This is a genomic window from Endozoicomonas ascidiicola, assembly GCF_001646945.1.
GTDB lineage: Bacteria > Pseudomonadota > Gammaproteobacteria > Pseudomonadales > Endozoicomonadaceae > Endozoicomonas > Endozoicomonas ascidiicola.
This window is the reverse complement of record NZ_LUTV01000010.1, coordinates 1-2,754: the sequence shown is the minus strand read 5'-3', so window position 1 is coordinate 2,754 and position 2,754 is coordinate 1. Positions and strand designations below refer to the sequence as shown.

The 2,754-nt window shown below is 41.8% G+C and carries 1 protein-coding gene; it reads right to left on the bottom strand.

The genetic code is table 11. The annotated features are described in order from the left end of the window. Positions 1 to 418: 418 nt before the first annotated feature. On the bottom strand, positions 419 to 2,353 hold the full coding sequence (locus AKL11_RS22285; RefSeq protein ID WP_095210629.1) for an RING-HC finger protein: 1,935 nt from the start codon (positions 2,351 to 2,353) through the stop codon (positions 419 to 421). Positions 2,354 to 2,754 lie beyond the last annotated feature (401 nt).

Here is a 2,754-nt window from a genome sequence, read left to right as displayed (position 1 = left end):
TCAGTAATTTCTATTTGGGCACTAATGAGCGAGGTGTTAAGAATGTCTCGCTGCTCACTGTTTAATGATGAAATGGAATCAATAAAATTCTGGAAGAGTTCAGATTGCATATCACTCCCCTACCACGTTGATTTTATAGGAGTTTAGCTGATTCAACCATTAACGGTAACTTAGCCGACAGTGATTGTTTAAAATGATTAATTAAAAAAGGGATTTCAGAGAGTTACGTAAGGGGTAATGGCGGTGAGGGAGGGATTCGAACCCGAATCATAGGTTTTTAAACATCAATATTTTCAATAAGTTATAGCGATTTCAACGAGTTATATTTTTCAAAAATTCCCTTTATCCCTCTTAATTCCGCTACGGCGTCGACACTTGGTCGAAGCCTGTAATTATCAGCCCTGATTTAACAGCCTTATTAGGACATATAGGTTCGTATTGCCTTATCTATTTTACCTCTACACATCGGGCATTTTCTGAGCGCCTGAGCACAATCAATACAACTGACAAGATGACCACAAGGAACAAAGACAATATCAGCTGATTTATCCAGACATATTTTACACAGTCTTTCTTCTTTTAAATTTTGAATTCGGGCAGCCATGGAAGGAGATGTACCCTCAGGTAAACTTTCCATTTCTTCAAAAGTTGCAGTCAGATTCGATGGTACTGTTACAACTGAATTACTGGCGCTATTTTCTTGCTCAGATACGCTCTGCGACTCATCACTCTGATGTTCAGAACATTTGTTATCAACACTCTTACAAAAGTCACTGTCTCCTATATCAAGCAACCATTGAAAAGCATTTGTATTGGTAGGTTCGCGAATAATGTTATTAATGGGTTCTTGCTGACTGTCGCCATAGCGTTCAACAATGCACTTTGCTGCTCTATCCGGCTCAAAAGACGGTATAATTTCTTCAATTCTGTTTTGAACCGAATTTAAGGCTGTCTTCAACCCTCTTTCCATTTCAGCCTTTTTCCTTCTTTCCACAGCTGGATCAATAATTGAGAGTGGAGGCTGGACATTCGGCCTAACCCGAGATGCATTCGGTGATACATCAAAAGGGCCTCCTCTTAGCACTGGCCGAGTCAAGTTCGGAAATATTGACACTATCAAGTGAGCAAAATCAGGCCCCTTACTCCTAAGCAAAAATTCACAGGTGGGGTACCACTTTGCATGTTCTTGCCATGGCTCATCTGTTGGATTCCAGTTCTGTAAACCACCATTACAATACCAGCACTTTACACGATCACGTTCACCCAGAAAGAAAAAACCAGCATTAGCTATTTGCTGAGGTGTTGCATTTACCCTACCACCAGGCCAACGGTAATCAAATGTTTCAAATCGTGCATCTTCATTTCGCATATGAGGACTGACTGGATAATGACATGGAAACATTACATCCAAATTTCGTTGTTCTGACTCACTGGAGTCTGGTGGTGCAGTTTGAGGCTGGGGTGAGGGAACATGCTCTCGTTCACGAGGATCAAGCGGAACATTCCGATCTTCATTACTTAACACCATCCCACATTCTGGAAAGTGTCGACGGTGCTCATCATGAACACTATCTCCAAACTCCCAGCTTCGTAATACGCCACCACAGGAGAAGCATTGAGTCCGATCTAAATTTCCAAGATAAAAAAAACCACTTTTCGCCAGATGCGAGCGATGAACCGTATAATTAGCTGTTGGCCAGTTGGAATAGGTTTTCAGGCGGTCAGCCTCTTTTCGCAAGTCAAGACTTCTAACCAATTGCTCATGATGAGCAGATACAATGGTAGCAAATTCAGGAGGATGATACCTAACTCCAGTAGTCACAATCCGGGCAGTTTGAGTCCTGGTTTGTGCAGATTGCCTGGCCGGTTCATTTCCAATGGCCGCACTTGGCACGGGAATATTATTTCGGGGGACGGGAACTTGAACGGTTGTATTTGGATTAGTCACTGTTACCGCTCTTGGCCATAAGCCAAGAGGTTGATTTTCTGTGTCAGTACCATTCTTAAAGTCACAATCCTGTTTGTGCCAATCTTGAAACGGACTGAGATGATTAGCACTTTCAAGCTTCTCAACACACCTTCCACAACTGAAACACTTTACCCTATCTTTATAACCGCTATACGTAAATCCATTTTGCGCAAGCAGTCTTGGATTTGCTCGCGTTTCGGTAGGGAATTTTCTATATGTTGAAAGCCTGTAAGATTCTTTATAAGTATCTCCAGGCGGAATATACACAGACCTCTGGCCTGGGGGATCGCGATGGCGATCATAAACCTGAGCACTGAGATTCGCCCGACTAAGAGCCGCAGCAGAGGATGCATATGGAGAAGCTGTATTTACATATGGATTCATAATTATAAATCAAGAGAAATTGCCTAACCTAACTCCTTCTGACCATATATTTAAAAATAAGTTTCAAAATACTTAATTGCTACTAAACCAAAACTCATTTGAAACATACGGTTCTAAATGAGCAGATAAATTGATCCAAAGCATGAAACGAAAAACGATTCAAGACGTATAATTACAGATCATTTTTTGCCATAACTATTCGATTCATGCTTAAAGTCCTACACGATAAATGGAATCAATCCCCAGAATGCCTCTATCAATCTGGATTATCAGAACCTCACCATAGGAACCATAGGACGCGCGAACGCTTTATGGCCCTTTATCAAGTCTGTTGTGAGCAATCCGCTTCACAGGTGGCCTTCAGCACCAAACGCGCAACACACACCTTGTGGAAATGGATC